Genomic DNA, 17,736 nt, shown 5'->3' on the forward strand with positions numbered 1-17,736 from the left:
CAAAGGTGGTTTTCGCTGCTCTGATCACTACCGGGCGTCGAAAAGCCCTGTCAAGGAGGCCTCAACAATGGTTTCCCTCTTAGAGAAAGTAAATGCGCTGATAAAGGCGAATCTGCATCTTCTTGTGGTTCAGGCGCTCCAGTCGAGTTCGATGGGTGTCATTAACCAATACATGCGCGAGGTCGAGGATCATCTCGATGATTTGCAGGATGCATCCAATACTGTCGGTGAGCAAGTCAAAACGGTACGTCGCAAACGGGAAACATATCAGGTCCGGTCGGAGCGGTTGGACCGCGATATCGATCTCTTTTTATTGGAGGGCCAGGAGGCTTTGGCCATTGGTGGACAGGGCAAGCTCAATGCGACGAACCGGGTCATGGATGCATATGGCCAGCAATTGCTTGTTTTTTCCCAGGAACATGGAGAACTCAAGGATGCCCATCTCAAGTTGCAGGCCAAACTGACAGCTATTCGGCAGGAAAAGGAAGAGCTGCAAGGGCTGCTTGATCTGGCGGAGGCCAAGGATGTCGGCCTGGCGACTATCAGTAGTCTCGATGACCTGGCGGGTACCGGCGACCATGATGTGGATCGGATTGTCGAAAACATCCGAAACCGGCTTGACCGGGTCTCGGCGCAGGACATAGACCGGCAGATGCGTGATATCCTGGAGCGAGATGAGATCGAGGCCCAGTTGCTGGCGCGCAAACGCCGGCTGGGGATAGTCAACGGCGTAGCGGCCTGAGAGAATCCGCTCAGGCCGTCTTTTGACAGGTACCATGACCAACGAGTCGACTTACGCGGAGATCAAACGCCAGGCCAACAAACGAATCCTCGCAGGCGCGATTTTTCGCATCGAAAATGCCGTTATCATTCTGGGATCGTTGTTTTTTGCCATCCTGCTGCCCAATCCCTATCCCGAGGTGTTGCCCTGGTGGGATTGGTGGACATGGCTGCTTCTTGGCGCCCTTGCCATGCTAATGCTCTTTATTCCCGCCGTTGCAGATGCGAACGAGAAAAAAAAATCTATTGAGCGGCTTTTTCAAAGGCAAAACGATATCGGCAGTTTGAAGGATGCATCCCTGCGAGCAGACATGACCCGGGTGGCTGATCAGGTCGAGGAGATTGGGGAGGCTGCAGGTCGTCGACCTGATGATGGGTTCGCCATGTCGAACCTGGACCGACTCTGTGACCTGGAGGGCAATCTGGCAGGGCTGGCTCATCGCCTCGATGCCTATCGCGTCGATCCTGTCATCAACGCAGACCGGGAGGAATTGCCGGCTAGCATTTCCCGGCTTGAAGACTGGTTGGTGAGCCCCGGTGACACTGCTGAACGGAATCAGGTTGAGGCCATGTTGACGGAGAAACGGCGCTTGCGAGACACCATCTCTGAGCTGGACGATCGCATGAATCAGGCTGTGCTTCAACTGGAAGGCTGCGTTTCGTTTGTTGAAGAAATGTATGACAGGTTGGTCATAAACGAGGGCGTTGCCGGGAGCAACACCCTTGAGGATCTGCCTTCCGAGGTTGAGGGGCAGATTGATGCCTTGCAGGATCGGAACCGTTCGATTGATGCACTCTATGACTACCGTGTTCTGGGATTGCCGCAGCAAGGATAACCCGGGGACACGATCCATCGGTTCACCCATTTTTCATCAGGTTTCACATTCATATGCGCTTGAGCACGTACGACAAAGTTAATCTCATTGCCGCCTATCACTTTCTCGTTGGTGGATTTTTCCTTCTGATGGCGATTGGCGTAGTAGTCTTTCCGGTCGCAGCTGTGGTGGTAGAGGCGAGCGACTTCCTGGCACGGTTGCCAGGCTGGTTTCTGGGGCTCAGTCTGCTTGGAATCGCCGCCATCCTTGGCATAGTCGCTCTGATCAATCTTGTGTTGGGGTGGGGGCTGTGGCAGCTGAAGGCATGGGGGCGCCTCGGCGCGATGATTGCGGCCATTTTTCGAATACCTTTTGTGCCCTTCGGAACCATCGCCGGGGGTATTATCCTCTATCTGCTGCTGCAGGATGAAACGCGCGAGTTGTTTTTGACTTAATCATGCGGTTAGCATTACTTTCCGATCTGATGCTCAGGGAACTTCGGCCTCTCTCATGGGAGTTGCAATCAAAGTGAGCCTATTCGACCGGGCACGAGACTGGGTGACGACGTTGCTGCCGGTGGGTAGCCTTCGAAAGATTGACAGCACCGAGCGGGATACCCTGGTGGAGCTCCTGGAGCATGGCCGGCCGGCCGACCGGTGGCTGGCCGCGGAGGCGTTGGGCAATGGGGACCCCGGCGCTATAGGGGCAGCCGCTTTGTCGAAGGCTCTGGCGGACCCCGACCCAATGCTCAGCTGGGAAGCAGGCCAGGCATTGGTGCGCATCAATAGCCTCATAGCATATCGGATGCTTATGGAAGCATTGAAGGGGGATAACGTGGCGGCTCAGTCGACGGCTGCAGCGGTTGCCGGAACCATGGGCCCGATGCCCGAGTTGAAGCAGGCTTTGCTGGCGGCGCTGGACAGCCCTCATGCCGCTGTGCGTCAGGGTGCCGCAGCATCTCTGGTTGTTCAGCCAAACCCCGATGCGTTTCCTGTTTTGTTGCGCGCCCTGTGGTCGGATCCGGATCCCTTGGCGAGAGAGGCGATGGCGCGGGCCCTGGGTGGTTTTGGCGATCCAGCGGCATATAATGCCCTGGCTGCACGGGCGCGGGACCAGGGGGAGAATCCCCTTGTTCGCCAGACGGCTGCCACTGCATTGGGCCGTCTGGCGCAGCCAAACATGTCCGGGACGCCCGCGACAGACTGAAGTGAGCGGAGGCCGGGCAGGTGGTGCGGCGGTTATTCTGTGGCAGCGGACTCGTTGTTCCTTGACATCATGGGGATCTGAATGTGGTTTTCCCGGGCGAAGGCAATCGCCTCGGGATAGCCCGCATCTACATGTCGAACGACCCCCATGCCGGGATCGGTGGTAAGTACACGCCACAGGCGACGGGCGGCTGCCTCAGTGCCATCGGCAACGATGACCTGGCCCGCGTGTTGGCTGTAGCCAATGCCCACTCCGCCACCGTGGTGGAAACTGACCCATGTCGCACCACCAACAGCGTTGATCAATGCGTTGAGGATAGGCCAGTCGCTAATGGCATCGGAGCCGTCCAGCATACTTTCCGTTTCCCGGTTAGGGCTTGCAACGGAGCCTGAGTCCAGATGGTCACGACCGATGACTATGGGCGCCTTGACCCGCCCATCGGCAACGGCCTGGTTGAAGGCAAGGCCAGCTCGAGCACGTTCGCCATACTTTAACCAGCAAATGCGAGCTGGCAAACCCTGCCAGGCGACTCGTTCCCTGGCCATCTTCAACCACCGCAATAGATGCTTGTTTTCTGGAAACAGCTCCATGATGATCTGATCGGTGGCGTAAATGTCCTCAGGGTCTCCGCTGAGCGCGACCCAACGGAAAGGACCGGAGCCTTCGTAGAACAGTGGGCGAACGTAGGCCGGCACAAAGCCGGGATAGTCGAAAGCGTTCTTAACGCCATAGTCGAAAGCTCGCTGGCGCAGGTTGTTGCCATAGTCGAAAACAATGCTACCCATTTGTTGGAATGCCAGCATAGCTTCGACATGGGCGGCCATGCTGGCATTTGTTCGCTCCAGATAGAGATCCAAATCCCTCTCTCTCAGTTCGGCTGCCATCTCAGGCGTCATGCCCGCCGGGATGTATCCCAGAACGGGATCGTGAGCACTTGTTTGATCTGTAACGACGTCGGGAACGATGCCTCGGATTACCAGTTCCGGCAACACATCGGCTGCATTACCCAGCAGGCCAATGGATTTCGGCTCTCCTGCTGCCTTGGCTTCGGCCACCCAGGTCATTGCCTCTTCAAGACTCTCGGTGGCAACATCCAGGTACTTATGTTCGAGGCGTCGTTCGATTCGCCATGGGTCCACTTCAACAACCAGGGCCACCCCTTCGTTCATGGTGACAGCAAGTGGTTGCGCCCCACCCATCTCGCCCAGGCCTGCGGTTAGCACAAATTTGCCCCGGAGCGAGGGCCAGCCATGCTGTCGGGCCAGGCTGGCAAGGGTCTCGTAGGTGCCCTGAAGGATGCCCTGCGTGCCAATATAGATCCAGGAACCGGCGGTCATCTGGCCGAACATGATCAGCCCTTCCCTCTCCCAGCGATCGAAGTTCTTCTGGGTCGCCCAGGCAGGTACGATATTGCTGTTGGCGATCAGGACCCGGGGGGCATCTTCGTGGGTACGAAAAACGGCAACCGGTTTGCCACTTTGGACGAGCAGGGTTTCATCGGGCTCAAGAGACCGCAAGGACTCCAGAATGGCCTCGAATGCCTGCCAGTTGCGCGCCACCTTGCCTCGTCCCCCGTATACAATCAGGTTTTCAGGATCGGCTGCAACTTCCGGGTCAAGGTTGTTCTGAATCATCCGGTATGCCGCTTCGATCAGCCAATTCCGACAGGTCAGTTTGGTGCCTCGCGGGGCACGAATAACACGCGACATTCGACGAGCCTCCTTTTTCGAAATCGTTCACTATGGGGTGTGACCAACCGGACAAGAATGTCAGGGTCGTGCCCCTGGTTCAATGGGAAAAGGTGAGAGAGAAATCATCGCTTTCATTCTAATGCACGGCGGGGAATTGGGCAAGGGAACGCTTTGACACACCTTTGTAAGCGTGATATACTCGCGCATCTTTGAACTAAATGGCGACGGCCGCCAGTTGATGAAGAAAGAACCGGCCGTGGGCCGGCTTCTTGGATTTTGGGAGCATCGCGCATTATTGCGGAATATTGAGTTATTAAGGAGAGCTTGATATGGCAGAACCTGGTAAACCGGTTCAAATAAAGGTAGTCGACGATGTTGTCATCAGGTTTGCTGGCGATTCTGGCGACGGTATGCAGTTGACCGGCACCCAGTTTACCAATACGGCAGCCATCATTGGCAACGATATAAGTACCTTGCCCGATTATCCCGCTGAGATTCGGGCACCCGCTGGTACTCTGGCCGGGGTGAGCGGCTTTCAGGTGCACCTGGCAAGTGCGGATATCCACACTCCAGGCGATGAACCTCATGTTTTGATTGCCATGAATCCGGCCGCGCTGAAAGCGAGCCTGCGCAATCTGGCCCCTGGTGGCACGATCATCGTGAACACCGATGAATTCACCCGTGGCAATCTTCGCAAGGCCGAGTACGAAAGCAATCCCCTGGAAGATGACTCCTTGCAGAACTACATGGTGCATACAGTTCCGATCACCACGCTGAATCGCAATGCCGTCGAGGATATTGAGGGCTTGTTCGCCAAGGGGATCAATCGTTCACGTAACTTCTTCGCTCTTGGTCTCACCTTCTGGATGTACGACCGTTCGCTGGACAACACCATTGCCTGGATCGAAAAAAAGTTTCAGAAACGTCCAGAGATAGTGGAAGCGAACCGCCGGGCTTTGCAGGCCGGCTACAACTATGGCAATACTACCCGAACCTTTCAGATACGTTATCGGGTCAAGCCAGCTCACCTGCCGCCGGGCATTTACCGAAAGATCACCGGCAGCGAGGCGATTGCCCTGGGTATGGTGACGGCTTCTGAACTGGCAGACAAACCTTTGGTTTACTGTAGCTATCCGATTACACCTGCCAGCGATATCCTGCACAATCTGGCATCGCTAAAACATTTCGACGTCCGAACCTTCCAGGCCGAGGATGAAATTGCCGCCATGGGAGCCGCTATCGGTGCAGCCTTTGGTGGTGCCTTTGCCGCCACAGGGACCAGTGGACCGGGCGTCGCGCTAAAAAGCGAGGCGATCAACCTGGCTGTAGCATTGGAACTGCCAGTGGTGATTGTCGATGTGCAGCGCGGTGGACCCAGTACTGGACTGCCGACCAAGGTTGAGCAGTCTGACTTGTTGCAGGTCATGTATGGCCGTAACGGTGAGAGTCCCGTTGTGGTTTTGGCACCGTCGACTCCATCAGACTGTTTCGACATAACTATTGAAGCCTTTCGGCTAGCGGTAAGAGGCATGAGTCCCGTGTTTGTGTTGGCGGACGGCTATCTGGCCAATAGCGCCGAACCCTGGGCTTTGCCTGACCCAGAAAGCATGGAGCCTATTGCTGTAAAACATCCAAAACCTGAAGATTTCCAGAATGGCAGCAAGTTTCTTCCCTATGGGCGCGATCCGGAGACCATGGGCCGCCCATGGGCCATTCCAGGAACCCCTCAACTCGAACACCGCGTGGGCGGTCTGGGAAAGCAACCTGGCACGGGAAACGTCTCTCATATGCCCGAGGATCATCAGCAAATGGTCGCTGAGCGAGCTGCCAAGGTCGCATCCCTCGTCGATGTGATCCCCGACCTGAAAGTGATCGGGGAGGATACCGGTGACTTGCTCGTCATCGGGTGGGGAAGCACATATGGTGCCATTCTTCAGGCTGTTCAGAGGGCGCAACGAGATGGCAAGCGCGTTTCTGCTGCACACCTGCGGTATCTCAACCCATTTCCTGGCAACCTGGGCGATGTGATGGCACGCTTCGATAGAATCCTGGTGCCCGAGATGAACATGGGGCAATTGGCAATGTTGTTGCAGGCGCGATATCTTCAAGAGATCAATTCTTTGCCCAAGGTTCAGGGCCAGCCGTTCAAGATCAGCGAGATTAGAAACAAGATCGACGAGATCCTGTCCCAGGGGCTCGGCACTGTTGGCGACTGATGGAGAATCAAGAATGAGTGACACAATCAAGCTAAACCGCAAAGACTTTCGGTCGGATCAGACGGTGCGTTGGTGTCCAGGCTGTGGTGACTACGCGATCCTGGCACAGGTACAGAAGGTATTGCCTGATATCGGTGTGCCCAAGGAGAACATCGTCTTCATCTCAGGGATTGGCTGCTCCAGTCGTTTTCCCTATTACATGAATACCTACGGCATTCACAGCATCCATGGTCGTGCCCCCACGCTGGCGGCTGGTCTCAAGCTGGCCAATCCGGATCTGACGGTGTTCGTGATCACCGGTGACGGCGACGGCCTATCGATCGGCGGAAATCACCTGCTGCACGCCTGCCGGCGCAATGTCGATATCAACATCCTTCTCTTCAATAATCGTATCTACGGGTTGACCAAGGGGCAATACTCGCCAACATCATTGCCGGGAACCCGCACCAAGACCTCTCCCATGGGGTCCCTGGAGCAAGCCTTCAACCCGATTAGCGTGGCGCTTGCGGCGGAGGCTACCTTTGTTGCTCGGACCATCGATCGGGAACAACGCCACATGGGCGAGATTCTGAGGCGGGCAGCGGCCCATCGCGGCACCTCTTTTGTCGAGATCCTCACGAATTGCCTGATCTTCAACGACGGCACCTTTTCCGATGTCACAGATCGGGAGATTCGGGATGACAACCGGCTGCGCCTGGAACAGGGCCAGCCGATGATCTTCGGTCAGGATAACGACAAAGGTATTCGCATGAGCGGGTGCTTCGAGCCAGAAGTGGTCTCGCTGGACGATGTCGACGCAGAGGATATACTTGTGCATAACGACAAACTGGAGGGTTCCCAACTGGCGTACATGTTGAGTCGCATGACCAGGCCAGATTTCCCTGTTCCCTTCGGTGTTTTTCGGGATGTCGACCATCTGACCTACGAGGAGGGTGTGTTCCAACAAGTGGAGCGGGCTCAGGCTGCCAGGGGTGTTGGAGAGCTGAAGGATCTCTACGTCGCTTCCGATACCTGGATGGTAGATGATGACAGGAACGGCCACAATGGCCACAAAGGCGCCATTCACGACGAAGACTGATAGCCTTCCTGCCAAAATTCTGGCATCAGATAAAAATCACAAAATCATAAACGGTGCCCCGTCCATGATCGAAAGTCAGGCGGACAGGGCACTGTTGATTCCGAGGAAAATCGTTTCCTCACTCGACTTGTGTGAGTTGGCCTACGATATAGATCGGGCGCCCTGAACGCTCCCGAAAGATAACTTCTTCCATCAACCTCAAACCCCTCTCGCTGGCCAATTGTTCCAATGCCTCGCGCCGCTCCAGAAAGATGGTGTCTTCTGCCGTGTGGAACAGATAGCGGCGATCGGAGTCTTCGAGAAACGGCGCTAACCTGGCCGCGAATCCTGCGTCGGGCGTATCCAACCGTTCATAACTGAAGAGCTCCAGTGGTCGCACCCGGTTTTCTGTCAGGTATCTGACAGGAGCATCGAAACCCCAATCAAGGGCCAGGGGTTGGGCGACGGCGTTTTCATCCAGCCAGGCCCCCAATCGATTGGTGGCGTCGGAGTGAGTGGCATGTCCCCCTGTCTGGGCGAGTGCCTGATGATAGCGTAGGTCGGTGATGATATCGGCAAAGGACCAGGCCAGCAGGCTGGCGACAACCAGAAAGCCCACAAAAGACCATAGCCTCTGTGCAGCGCCGGGTGGTATCCTGTGGGCATCACCTGCGACCTGCTGCTCTCTGTCATCAGGCTGAGTGGTTTTTGTTTCCGTACCTTCTTTGTCGGCCAGCCGGCGCCGGCGGGCGACAACCGATAGGATTGTGTCCGCTGACAGCGCAACCGCGGTAAGCAGAAAGGGTTGCAGGATGGCATAATGAGTGACAAAGAGATCAGACACGGTGAAATTGGATTGCAGCACCAGCAGTGTGTTGAACAGAAGGACGATCAGCAAGACCATCAAAGCCCTGCGATATCGCATCCACCAGGTTAACAGCAGGGCACTTACGAGCAGCAGGACCGCCAGCCACTGAGCCAATTGATTGGCAAAGGACCCTCCAAGATACCAGAAGTGATCCCCTTTCAGCAGCGTTCCCAGTTGGCGCACCCGGATGGTGAGGTTGTTGAGGAAATTTCTGTTTTCCACACCGTAATAGCTTTCTCCCAGGTTGGAGAAAATCGACGTAAGGGTGCCCGCAGTCTGTAGGTTAAACAGGATGAGCGGCGACAGGGCAAGAAAAAATAGGCCCAGCGCGACAAACCATTGCCACCAACGGGTCTCCTGGTTTTCGCTGGAACGATCCGACGGTTTCGACTGAACAGGAAATGTGTACCACCGGCTGATCAGCCATATGAAAACCGCTGTGACTGCCAGCGCTCCAAGAACCCACACGAACAGCAGCTTGGTCCACAGCCCGAGTCCAGCCAGAACTGCCAGCAGGCAGAGATAGCGGACACGACCTGTTTGCCACCAGCGCAGGGCCACCAGGACCAGTGCTACTGCCAGGGTGACCACACTATTGGTTACGAAAATGCCCTGGCGGCTCCAGAAGACGAAACTGGGACTCAGGGCGAGTAACAGGGCAGCGATGCCGCCAGCAAGGGGTTTGGCCCCTCCAGCGAGGCGCGAAAGCTCGTTGCCCAGGCGCCAGGTGAGCAGGATGGTAATCAGTCCGTAGCCGATCGATAGGAGGCGAAGACCGGTAACCGTTACACCGAAAATGGAGAGGAGGGGCAGGGCCAGGAATACATTCAACGCACCGATGTAATCCTGAACCATAAGTGGGAGGAAAAGGTCACCCAGTTGCACGCCTGCGGAACGGAAGGCGTGGACGTTCTGGCGAAGCAGCATCTCCATTGCGTTGACGCCTGCTTCTTTGGCCTCATCGTAGTGGAGTCCAGGCAGGTGCAGTTGGGGCAAGGTCAGTGCCAGATAAATAAGAACGGCGCCCAAAGGCGCCAGCCGGGCAAACCAGGTTGCGAGTTTCTGTTGTTTTCCACTCATTGTGGCATCCAACGGCAATCGAGTCTCACCGGGCCATCAAACGCACTTCCGAAGCCATGCTATCGTAGTTGTGCCCGGAAGCATAGATCTTGACGTAGTTAATAACGGCAGGAGGTGGTAAGCCTTGCTCTGGAAGTTGTTCGATAAGGTTGCCACTCTCGAACGGGAACCAGACATTCGATGGGATTTTTTCACCACCGGTCACGACCCACTGATCCGGGGGATCGCGATAGTAGAAGCCCTGGATCCAGAACTGGTGATTCCCGTAGATGTCCTCGTAGTCCAATCGGATCATCAATGGAAACTCAGAGCTGAGTTCGCCGGCGCCAGGCAGGCTCTGCCAGCGCAACATGACGTCCAACTGAAGGTTCAACACCTCGTAGTCGCTGACGTTGTGATCGAGAACCTGGGTGATTCCCACCTCGCTGTGCGTGGGTGGCTGGTTAATCCGCCAGAAGCGAACAGACTGCCGGTTGTTGTCCGCGCGCACCTCGGCTTGCCCTGCCGAAGGGTCTTCCTCCGGATAGGTGTTGATCAGCCAGGTGGGTGGTCCTAACGGTTCCTGAAAATCGCCGTTGGAGATTAGATTGTCGGCGGCCTCGTGTGGGGAAGAAGGCGGCTGACCGATGGCCACCTGGGTTCCGTGGCCGGTTTCCACCAGTATCGATTTGCCTTCGGCTGTAACCACGGCGTTGCCAAACCGTGTCGAAACTTGAGTCAGATCATCGGACACGTCGACAGCATAGCTTCCTGGATCCAGGCGAATCTGCGCCTGGGGTGTGGAAACGTCGAAGAGCAGCCCTCGCGGTTCGAGTTCAGCCCTGTTGACTCGAACGCGGCCTCGTCCAACATCGATTTCGATGTGATCCGCATCTTTGCTGGGTGAAAAGCGAGGTCGGGTAGTGCTCACCAGGGTCATTTGCCCATTGGGGTAAATGTGCACCGTTGCCAGTTCGACACTGTCCTCTCCTTCGCCCGATGGGAAAACCAGCGAAGCTTGAGACGTCTGGTCTGTTTGGATCAGGGTGCCCTCCGGCACTTCCCGACGGTCAACTACAGCAATGGGTTCATCCGCATCGTCGGTCGCCAGGAGAACAGTTCCGGATGAAACCTGGAGCAGGGCCGTTCGGGGCGCTCGGGCATGCACCAGGTAGTAGCGAATACCAAGCGGGATGGTGGTAGCCAGCAGGCAAAAAACGCTGAAAGCGATGGTCAGAATGACCCAAGCTGTGCGGGATGGATTTTTGCGCATCTTAAGGATTCTACGCCTGTGGCTCGGGTTGGTCAACTCGCAACTAGTGAAGCATCCAGCGCGCGGATCATCGCTGATCCAGCCGGTGCAGGCCGGCTGTCCGTACCTGTTTTACGGATTGCCGGTATTCGTTGCGCGTTGTTGGACGATTGAGCTTCGGATATCGGTTGGCGCAATAGGCAGGTCGATACTGATCCATCACATTGATATATGTGTTCCCGGAGATTTCCTTTGCCAGAAAGTGGGCAATCTCGGCGGTACCTGCCAATTGATTGGGCAATACCAGGTGCCGTACCAACAAGCCCTGTCGGGCGATCCCTCGTTCGTCCAAAACCAGGTCGCTAACCTGGCGGTGCATCTCCCGCACCGCGGCCTGATTGACAGCGGGATAATCAGAAATCTTGGAATATCGAAGTGCCATGTCGGGGTCGGCGTACTTCATATCAGGCATGTAGATGTCAATTATGCCGTCAAGCAGGCGCAAGGTATGCATTGAATCGTAGCCGCCGGTGTTGTATACCAGCGGTAATCTCAGACCAGCCTCGGCAGCAAGAAGCAGTGCGATCAAAATCTGGGGAACGACGTGACTTGGAGACACAAAATTGATGTTGTGACAGCCTTGTTGCTGCAGGTTCAACATCATTGTCGCCAGGGTTTCAGGTGCTACCTCCTGGCCCTCACCCAACTGGCTTACGTCGTAGTTCTGGCAGAACTGGCAACGCAGGTTGCAGTGGGCAAAAAAGATCGTGCCACTTCCGGCAAACCCTCGCAGGCAATCCTCCTCGCCGAAATGGGGGAAACAACTGGACACCTTGGCCCTACGCCCGTTGCCACAGATACCTGTGGCATCTTCAAGGCGGTTGACATGACACAGCCACGCGCAGCCACGGCATTGCTCCAGATTGCTCCAGGCCTTTTCCGCTCGCGCCCGAAGCTCACCTGTTTGGTGGAGTCGAAGATAGCCGGGTGTAAGCGTGTCAGTCATAATCCTCACGGTCCTGATCAGAAAGGGTTGATTCGTTTTTTCCTGATCGCCGCTCCTGCTGCTCATAGTCATCCAGTTTGCCTAGCCAATACTGAGCGTCGTTGTCGTTCGGGTAGACCTCCAGGGCATTGAGAAAGGCACTGCGCGCCGATTCCCATTCTTTCTGATCCTTGTATACCAGGCCCAGATTGTAGTGAACATTGGGGGTTCTTGGGTTGATTTCCAGGGCGCGTTCGTAGGCTTCGATCGCCTTTTTTTGCTGCTTTGGCCCGGAAATCTCCAGTCGACCCAGATAGGCTGCCGCCAGATTGGACCATAGCATGGCATCATCGGGAGCCAGTTTACTGGCTTTTTCCAGCAGGGGCACAGCTTTACTGTAGCGCTTTTGAAGCACATAGGTGCCTCCGAGATTGATGGCCACCTCTGCACTGTCCGGAAGATATTCGGCGGCACGCTCCAGCTTTTCTGCAGCCTCTCCCGGGCGTCTTTGACTCAGAAGGCGAGCGCCTTCCTGCAACAGGGCATATCCCAGCCGGCGCCGCTCCTCGGCGATCTGTTGCTCCACCGCTGCCCCATCGCCGGAAATGGTGTCAGGGGATTCGAGAGGCGCTTCACCAGGTTGCGATTGTTGTTTTTCTTTCTTCTTGCTCACTTTTTACCTCAACAGTGTGATTACGATTGTCAAAGTGATGGTACTCGCAAGAGTCGTGACCAATACGGTGCCAGCAGTGAACTCCGGCTCCGCGTCATATTCGGTGGCAAGTACGGTTGCCATTACCGCCGTCGGCATCGACGCCTCAAGGATGGACACCTGGCGATTGATGCCTGTGAGGCCAAGGAGGCCTGCAAAGAGGAATCCCAACAAGGGACCGCCGATAAGCCGCACCGCGCTTGCCAGCGAAATGCGGCTGATGTCATCTCGCAACCGAACCCTGGCAAGTTGTACACCCAGGAGCAAGACCATGACGGGAATAGAACCCTGGGCGGCCAATGATGTTGCCCTCTCGATGGGCACCGGTACCTTCAGGCCGGTAGCCCAAACAAATAGCCCGGCCAGGGCAGCATAGGTAAGGGGGACTTTCAGTAAATTACGAAAGGCGTCCCGGCTGCTGCGCCGGCCCAGTGCTGCCAGGTAGACGCCAACTGTTGCCAGAATCAGGGCGTTAATTGTGAAATAGACGATGGCTGGTTCCAGGGACGCCTCACCGAAGGCGAATCGATTGGCTGGAAGGCCATAATTGCCGGCGTTTCCGGCCATGGCCACAATGACAAGGGCACTGGTCTGGGCGGATCCATAACCCTTCGTTCGGCTGATGATCCAGGCAATGAGGGCAGTTCCTGCGATCGTCAGTACGGCAAACAATACCAGCTGTCCTAACTCACCAGCTGACAGGGTCGTGCCACTGAGTGTATCGAACAGCAGGCAGGGAGTGAAAACGTAGAAGGCAGCCTTTGAGAGGCCATGGGGACGCAGATTTAACTTGCGGGCCAGAAAATATCCCGCCCCTGCGACCAGGAAAATCGGCGCGATAACTTGCCAAAAAACTTCAACTATGATGACCATGGTGCCTAACCCTGCATGTGGTGTTAGCGATGGATCATCGGTCAGGCGCCATCCTCGTTGTCATGACCTATGTTGTGGTAAAGGTTATAGGTGTCGAGATTTGGACTGAAAAACTCGACAGCGAAACTATCGGGCATGCCCATTGGCTGGCTTATTTCCGACAGCAGGGCTTCAATGAAGGCGCCGCGCTGATCATCAGTAAAAGTGGCGGTCACGGAATCCCAGATCAGGATTGTTCCAAAAACACCATTGTCGGTGAAATGCAGGTCCAACTTGCCGATGCTTGGCGGGTCACCGTTTTCCTGGTTCGCCCGGTTGCCGGCCGATGCGTCCAGATCAAACAGAGCATATTGTTCTGAGTATGGAGTTCTGATAAGGCGTCGTAATTTAAGATTCATTGCAGGCACCAAAATGAGCTTCGATCAGGCATCGAATAAAGAAAGCAGGTGGCGAACCTTCATTAATTGGACAAAAACAGCAGTTCATCCAGGGCATCTTCGGCGATCTCGCGCAGGGCTTCATCTTCACTTTCTGCACAGGCCCGCAGCGCACGGAGGGCAGCTTTGCCACCAATCCGCCCGAGTGCCCAGAGAGCTGCGTCCCGAATCTCGACATCCTCTTCATCAAGCATGTCTAGAAGATAGGGAATTGCTTCAGCAAGCTCCAATTCCCCGCTTGCCCGCGCCGCCTCGAAGCGAATCGCATCATCTGTGCTGGCGAGCTCGGCAAGCACGAAGGCCTGCCAGGTTGGGTCAGCGCTACGGCCCATCGCGAAGAGGGCACTTGTGCGCATGTCGTCATCCTCGTCGTCGTATGAAGACAGGATCAAGTCACGAATGCGTTCATGGCTGGAGTAGGCCAGCGACTCGAGGATGCGGCGTCGCACAGTTACATGGAACTCCCGTTCATCAAAGGAGTGCATCAAGGCATTCTCGACTCGCCCGGCCGCTTGTTGATCGACCTTATTCAATTCTCCCAGCAGGAGAAAACGTCCGAGAGAGAGGGCAGCAGCTGCTCTTACCTCGGGCGTATCATCGTACTGCATGAGATCAATCAGAGGGGGAATCAGGCGCACATCTTCCGACTCCCATAAGCCCTCGATGGACTGCATCCTCACCCAGGGATTCTCATCCTGGAGGAGGTTGGTGAAGATGGCATCGTAGCAGACACCAACGTGATCTTCTGCCATTTCCACGAGGCTCGAAATCAGAGTTCTCTGGCGTTCGGCAGGCAATGCTCTCCATGTGGATTGAAAGAGTTCAAGGTCAGAGGTGTTCAGATCTGATAACCCATCCAGGGGAATATCGGTCAACGGTCGGCCCGTATCTGCCAGGGCCTGAAGGATCGAACTAAGGCCGGGCTGAGATTCCTGCCCGTTGCGTGAGGACATCGGGGTACCTTTGGCTACCGCCAGTAATATGAGCGTGTCTCGCTGGCAGGACTCAGCACAATCATCTGCCCATCCGGTCCGCGGCGACGAACCTGTACCGACCATTGGCTGAGACGATCCGGCGGCATTGCCGATTCGAATACCCACATAGGTACCTTAAACGTCGTACCTGAAACCTCACTTTCCGCGAAGCCCTGATCACCGTTGCGGAGCGTGAAGACAACTCGCACGTAGTAGTGATCCTCGGTGCCGAAGCCGTGTACCGGCTGCCATTCCAGCAGGGGCTGGGTACCCTCGGTAAAACCGTCGCCAACTATCGGGCTGACCAGAATAGGGGCGGGAAGTGGCGCCAGTGGGATCTCCGGGGGCACGGGTGTTGCCGTCGGGGGTTTCCGGGTAGGCGTGGAAACGGGAATGCTCGCCGATTCCTGGCGCGATGGAACCCTCAATCTGTCATTGGTCTGGAGAATGTCCGACGGGCTCAGGTTGTTGTAGGTTGCCAGGGCACCCATGGAAACACCATATTGCTGTGCAACACTGAACCAATTATCCCCAGGTTGAACCACATGCACGAGGCCCCCACCCCCTGTGGCGGCCACAGCTGCTACTCTCGTCGGCGTCGGTGGTATCGATGTAGGTGTGAGGGTCGCTGTCGGTGGCACTGACGTTGCAGTCGGCGGCACAGCTGTGTTGGTTGGCGTTGGATTTGGCGTGTCGGTGGCTGTAGGGATAGGGGTTGATGTCGCTGGAATATCACTTGGCGTAGCGGTTGCCTGCTCTGTTGGTGTGGGCGGCACTGGCGTAGCTGTGTCGGTGTTCCTGACCTGCGCGACCGGGAGAGCCGCTGGTGGCTCGCCCGGTTCGGGCGAAAGTTTGGCTCTGTCGCCGGGATCGGGCAATGCAGCAATGGCCTGAGTGGACGCACCTGTCAGTTGTGTGCTGGAATCCTGTTCGAGGTTGGAACGAACGATTACCTGGGTCGGCGTTGGCGATTCCAGAGGGACGGCGTTTGCCGCCAGCGACGAAGCCGTGTCAAGTACCTTGCCGCCGAGATCACTTACCGTTTCCTGAATCGCAGCCAATCCCTCCTGGCCTCGAGCCAGCGTGAAATCCGAATCGTTGGAGGCGATTCCGGCATACGCCGCCAGGCCAAGAGCTACGATTACGGCCAAGGTTGGCAAAAGCCACGTGGGCAGACGGCGCGCGCGTAGGCGTTGACCACAGCCAGGACAGATGGAAAACCCTGAAGGCGCGCGAAAACTACAGTTGGCGCAATTGACATGAGAAGTACGCCGTAACTGACGCGCACCACAATGGGGACATATCTGAAGCCCATCATGCATGTGGGCTCCACAGCGTTTACAGTTCATGGATGATTCTCTTGGGCAGAAACCTTATCGGCAACGGTGGGGGCGACATAAACCCCTTCCCGTTACTTCAGGATCTGGTCACAGCTTGAGCAGCTTCTGTTTGCAGTGACCGGCTGAGCGAAATGATCTACCTGCTACAAGACACCATTTGGTTACGGTCCCAAAGGCGCGAGCCAATCTGGAAGCGGAACCGGCGATGCAAAGTCCTGATAGGTAATGAACACCATGAGACCAAGAAGCAAGACCATACCAGCCAGGTGGATGGCACCTTCCCAATTTGGGTCGACGCGGCGGCCGCGGATTTTTTCGATGAAAATGAACAACAATCGACCACCATCCAAGGCTGGGAGCGGAAGCAGGTTTGTGATCGCCAGTGCTGCGCTGAGAATACCCATTAACTGGAGAACAGGGAACCACCAGCCCGAGACGATGGTGGCTGAAATAGCTCCACTGGTCAAATCATAGATGGCTTTGGGCCCGACCGGGCGAGCCTCTGCCGGCGTGATGGTACCACGAATTATCATCGATGGCACCGAGAGCGTGAACTGAGTGAAGCGCACCGTATCCTCGACTCCCCGTTTCAAGGACTCGAGAACACCGAAGCGTTTGATTTCGGTTACAGGATAAATTGCTACGCCGATGGCGCCCTCGCCGGGCGGAGGATTGACACGCGGAACCAGGGTAACTTCCAGCATTGCCTCATCGCGTTGCACCAGCAATACTACCGGTTCTCCCGCGTGGGCATGGATGTACTGGCCCATGTCACCAGCGTGGCGCACAACCTCATCATCGATCTGGAAGATTCGATCATTGATCTGCAGTCCCGCCATTTGCGCAGGTGAACCAGGAGCGATCTCTTCGATTCGACCACCGGGTACAGGTTCCGGCCTGCCCAAAAAAAAGGAGAGGGCAAAGATAAAAACCGCAAGCAGAAGATTCATCGCCGGTCCGGCCAATAACGTCGCGGACCTGGCGCCGGCGGAGGCGTTGGCGAAGCTGCCAGGCCCTGCTGGCCCATCCTCGCCGCGCATGCGAACGAAACCGCCGAACGGAATAAAGTTCAAACTGAACAGGGTACCTGGATCGACCATCTCCACCCGACCGGCGCCCAGACTGGCGGCATGTTCAGGTTCTACGACCTGAACACTGGTAAGTAGTGCCTGGCCCTTTTTGTCCATCTCGTATTGAACTGTGACGAACGAATCGACCGTTATGTCCTGGGGAAGTTCGAAGCCACGGGGCACAACCAGGTTTTTTTTATCTACGACGAGCAGACCTTTGCCACGAAAGAGTTCCAGTGCTCGGGGTGGATATCCAAAGCCAAACTCCTCAGTTACAATCTTGTTGCGGCGAGCAACTAAAAAGTGACCGAGCTCATGGATAAAGACCAGGATGCTAAAAATTAATACAAACCCAACTATATTGACTATCGACATTTTCTCCTCATGGAACTGCGACACGA

16 protein-coding genes are annotated in these 17,736 nt (G+C 56.1%); 6 read left to right on the forward strand and 10 right to left on the reverse strand.

All coding sequences use genetic code 11. The features are described from left to right. The first annotated feature begins 67 nt into the window (after positions 1–67). The 4 genes from U9R25_17985 to U9R25_18000 all read left to right on the forward strand — a co-directional run bounded on the left by U9R25_17985 (position 68) and on the right by U9R25_18000 (position 2,801). The gene (locus tag U9R25_17985) at positions 68–742 is read left to right on the forward strand and encodes a hypothetical protein (GenBank protein ID MEA3337786.1); all 675 of its coding nucleotides are present in this window, start codon (positions 68–70) and stop codon (positions 740–742) included. A gap of 34 nt (positions 743–776) precedes the next feature. Beyond that, positions 777–1,616 (forward strand): hypothetical protein, encoded by an 840-nt coding sequence (locus tag U9R25_17990; GenBank protein MEA3337787.1) that lies wholly within the window; start codon positions 777–779, stop codon positions 1,614–1,616. Between the two features lie 53 nt (positions 1,617–1,669). Continuing rightward, positions 1,670–2,050: a hypothetical protein gene (locus tag U9R25_17995; GenBank protein MEA3337788.1), complete on the forward strand. Its 381-nt coding sequence runs from the start codon at positions 1,670–1,672 to the stop codon at positions 2,048–2,050. 73 nt (positions 2,051–2,123) lie between these two features. Further along, entirely contained in the window at positions 2,124–2,801 is a 678-nt protein-coding gene (locus U9R25_18000; protein MEA3337789.1) for a HEAT repeat domain-containing protein, read from the forward strand. A gap of 32 nt (positions 2,802–2,833) precedes the next feature. Here the strand turns inward: U9R25_18000 and hutU are convergent, their stop codons facing one another. Then, positions 2,834–4,510: a urocanate hydratase gene (gene hutU / locus U9R25_18005; GenBank protein ID MEA3337790.1), complete on the reverse strand. Its 1,677-nt coding sequence runs from the start codon at positions 4,508–4,510 to the stop codon at positions 2,834–2,836. Between the two features lie 311 nt (positions 4,511–4,821). Here hutU and U9R25_18010 point away from each other — a divergent pair, with 311 nt between their 5' ends. Both U9R25_18010 and U9R25_18015 read left to right on the forward strand, forming a co-directional pair. Continuing rightward, positions 4,822–6,708 carry a 2-oxoacid:acceptor oxidoreductase subunit alpha gene (locus tag U9R25_18010; GenBank protein ID MEA3337791.1) on the forward strand — a complete coding sequence of 629 codons (1,887 nt, stop codon included), beginning with the start codon at positions 4,822–4,824 and terminating at the stop codon, positions 6,706–6,708. A 13-nt stretch (positions 6,709–6,721) separates the two neighbouring features. After that, entirely contained in the window at positions 6,722–7,786 is a 1,065-nt protein-coding gene (locus U9R25_18015; protein MEA3337792.1) for a 2-oxoacid:ferredoxin oxidoreductase subunit beta, read from the forward strand. Positions 7,787–7,904: 118 nt separating this feature from the next. Here U9R25_18015 and U9R25_18020 read toward each other — a convergent pair whose 3' ends face one another. The 9 genes from U9R25_18020 to U9R25_18060 form a co-directional block, all read right to left on the reverse strand. Continuing rightward, positions 7,905–9,713: a glycosyltransferase family 39 protein gene (locus tag U9R25_18020; GenBank protein MEA3337793.1), complete on the reverse strand. Its 1,809-nt coding sequence runs from the start codon at positions 9,711–9,713 to the stop codon at positions 7,905–7,907. Between the two features lie 25 nt (positions 9,714–9,738). Next, positions 9,739–10,965 carry a hypothetical protein gene (locus U9R25_18025; protein ID MEA3337794.1) on the reverse strand — a complete coding sequence of 409 codons (1,227 nt, stop codon included), beginning with the start codon at positions 10,963–10,965 and terminating at the stop codon, positions 9,739–9,741. 67 nt (positions 10,966–11,032) lie between these two features. Continuing rightward, on the reverse strand, positions 11,033–11,950 hold the full coding sequence (locus U9R25_18030; protein ID MEA3337795.1) for a radical SAM protein: 918 nt from the start codon (positions 11,948–11,950) through the stop codon (positions 11,033–11,035). Continuing rightward, positions 11,943–12,602, reverse strand: a complete 660-nt coding sequence (locus tag U9R25_18035) for a tetratricopeptide repeat protein (GenBank protein MEA3337796.1) — start codon at positions 12,600–12,602, stop codon at positions 11,943–11,945. Before U9R25_18035 ends, U9R25_18030 begins: the two co-directional genes overlap by 8 nt. Before the next feature lie 3 nt (positions 12,603–12,605). Next, positions 12,606–13,514 carry an AEC family transporter gene (locus U9R25_18040; protein ID MEA3337797.1) on the reverse strand — a complete coding sequence of 303 codons (909 nt, stop codon included), beginning with the start codon at positions 13,512–13,514 and terminating at the stop codon, positions 12,606–12,608. 41 nt (positions 13,515–13,555) lie between these two features. Next, the gene (locus U9R25_18045; protein MEA3337798.1) at positions 13,556–13,912 is read right to left on the reverse strand and encodes a hypothetical protein; all 357 of its coding nucleotides are present in this window, start codon (positions 13,910–13,912) and stop codon (positions 13,556–13,558) included. A gap of 62 nt (positions 13,913–13,974) precedes the next feature. Continuing rightward, complete coding sequence (locus U9R25_18050) at positions 13,975–14,904, reverse strand: HEAT repeat domain-containing protein (GenBank protein ID MEA3337799.1); 930 nt, start codon at positions 14,902–14,904, stop codon at positions 13,975–13,977. A 14-nt stretch (positions 14,905–14,918) separates the two neighbouring features. Further along, positions 14,919–16,076 carry a LysM peptidoglycan-binding domain-containing protein gene (locus U9R25_18055; protein ID MEA3337800.1) on the reverse strand — a complete coding sequence of 386 codons (1,158 nt, stop codon included), beginning with the start codon at positions 16,074–16,076 and terminating at the stop codon, positions 14,919–14,921. A gap of 350 nt (positions 16,077–16,426) precedes the next feature. Further along, complete coding sequence (locus U9R25_18060; protein ID MEA3337801.1) at positions 16,427–17,710, reverse strand: M50 family metallopeptidase; 1,284 nt, start codon at positions 17,708–17,710, stop codon at positions 16,427–16,429. Positions 17,711–17,736: the final 26 nt, after the last annotated feature.

This window comes from Chloroflexota bacterium, from assembly GCA_034717495.1.
GTDB lineage: Bacteria > Chloroflexota > Anaerolineae > JAAEKA01 > JAAEKA01 > JAYELL01.

Bases quoted from the DNA above. Each gene is read 5' to 3' on its own strand.
- U9R25_17985 (MEA3337786.1), top strand. From the start codon at position 68: ATGGTTTCCCTCTTAGAGAAAGTAAATGCGCTGATAAAGGCGAATCTG.
- U9R25_17990 (MEA3337787.1), top strand. From the start codon at position 777: ATGACCAACGAGTCGACTTACGCGGAGATCAAACGCCAGGCCAACAAA.
- U9R25_17995 (MEA3337788.1), top strand. From the start codon at position 1,670: ATGCGCTTGAGCACGTACGACAAAGTTAATCTCATTGCCGCCTATCAC.
- hutU (MEA3337790.1), bottom strand. From the start codon at position 4,510: ATGTCGCGTGTTATTCGTGCCCCGCGAGGCACCAAACTGACCTGTCGG.
- U9R25_18010 (MEA3337791.1), top strand. From the start codon at position 4,822: ATGGCAGAACCTGGTAAACCGGTTCAAATAAAGGTAGTCGACGATGTT.
- U9R25_18015 (MEA3337792.1), top strand. From the start codon at position 6,722: ATGAGTGACACAATCAAGCTAAACCGCAAAGACTTTCGGTCGGATCAG.
- U9R25_18020 (MEA3337793.1), bottom strand. From the start codon at position 9,713: ATGAGTGGAAAACAACAGAAACTCGCAACCTGGTTTGCCCGGCTGGCG.
- U9R25_18025 (MEA3337794.1), bottom strand. From the start codon at position 10,965: ATGCGCAAAAATCCATCCCGCACAGCTTGGGTCATTCTGACCATCGCT.
- U9R25_18030 (MEA3337795.1), bottom strand. From the start codon at position 11,950: ATGACTGACACGCTTACACCCGGCTATCTTCGACTCCACCAAACAGGT.
- U9R25_18040 (MEA3337797.1), bottom strand. From the start codon at position 13,514: ATGGTCATCATAGTTGAAGTTTTTTGGCAAGTTATCGCGCCGATTTTC.
- U9R25_18045 (MEA3337798.1), bottom strand. From the start codon at position 13,912: ATGAATCTTAAATTACGACGCCTTATCAGAACTCCATACTCAGAACAA.
- U9R25_18050 (MEA3337799.1), bottom strand. From the start codon at position 14,904: ATGTCCTCACGCAACGGGCAGGAATCTCAGCCCGGCCTTAGTTCGATC.
- U9R25_18060 (MEA3337801.1), bottom strand. From the start codon at position 17,710: ATGTCGATAGTCAATATAGTTGGGTTTGTATTAATTTTTAGCATCCTG.